This is a genomic window from Pseudomonas sp. K5002 (genome assembly GCF_013386655.1).
Taxonomy (GTDB): Bacteria; Pseudomonadota; Gammaproteobacteria; order Pseudomonadales; family Pseudomonadaceae; genus Aquipseudomonas.
In genome coordinates, this window is record NZ_JACARK010000692.1 from 1 (window position 1) to 808 (window position 808).

General features: G+C 63.9%; 2 protein-coding genes. Both read left to right on the top strand.

The window, feature by feature from the left end; genetic code table 11:
- Positions 1-309 (top strand): ABC transporter permease subunit (locus tag HX846_RS26395; RefSeq protein ID WP_178966401.1); only part of this gene is annotated, 309 nt, incomplete at its 5' end.
- A partial coding sequence (locus tag HX846_RS39765; RefSeq protein WP_256739960.1) for an ATP-binding cassette domain-containing protein occupies positions 306-808 on the top strand: 503 nt, incomplete at its 3' end. The genes HX846_RS26395 and HX846_RS39765, both read left to right, overlap by 4 nt.

Here is an 808-nt window from a genome sequence, read left to right on the forward strand (position 1 = left end):
GTGCTGGGGCAGTCGCCGCTGGGGATCATCGCCCAGCAGATCCTGCCCAACGCCCTGGCGCCGCTGCTGGTGACCATGACCTTTGTCATGGCCACGGCGATCCTCACCGAAGCGGCCTTGGCGTTTCTCGGCTTGAGCGACCCGGAAGCCATGAGCTGGGGCTACATGATCAATGCCTCCCGTGGCTTGCTGCGGGACGCCTGGTGGATGAGCTTTCTGCCGGGGTTGGCGATTGTGCTGTGCGTGCTGGCGGTCAATCGAGTCGGTGAAGGTTTGCGTGTGGCCTTTGAGCCCGGGAGGTCGCTATGACTTTGTTGAGTGTTGAACATTTGCGTATCGCCTTGCCGGCCGGTGCGGACCGCAGCCATGCGCTGTATGACCTGTCGCTGCAACTGAACCGTGGCGAATGCTTGTGTGTGGTGGGTGAATCCGGTTCCGGCAAGTCAATGCTGGCCAAGGCTTTGCTGCGCCAGTTGCCGGCCCCGCTGAAGGTGGAAAGCGGGCGCCTGGTGTTTCGCGACGAAGACCTGGCCGACCGCAGCGAAGAGGCCATGCGCCAACTGCGCGGGCGGGATATCAGCATGGTATTCCAGGAGCCCATGAGCGCCCTCAACCCACTGTTGCGGGTGGGCCAACAGATCGATGAAACCCTGCGCGCCCATGGCGTGGCGGCGGCACGGGTGCGGCGTCAGCGGGTGGTGGATTTGCTCGGTTATGTCGGCTTGCCCGACCCTGAGCGCTTGCGACTGGCGTATCCGTTTGAACTGTCTGGCGGGCAGCGTCAGCGGGTGGTGATCGCCATGGCCCT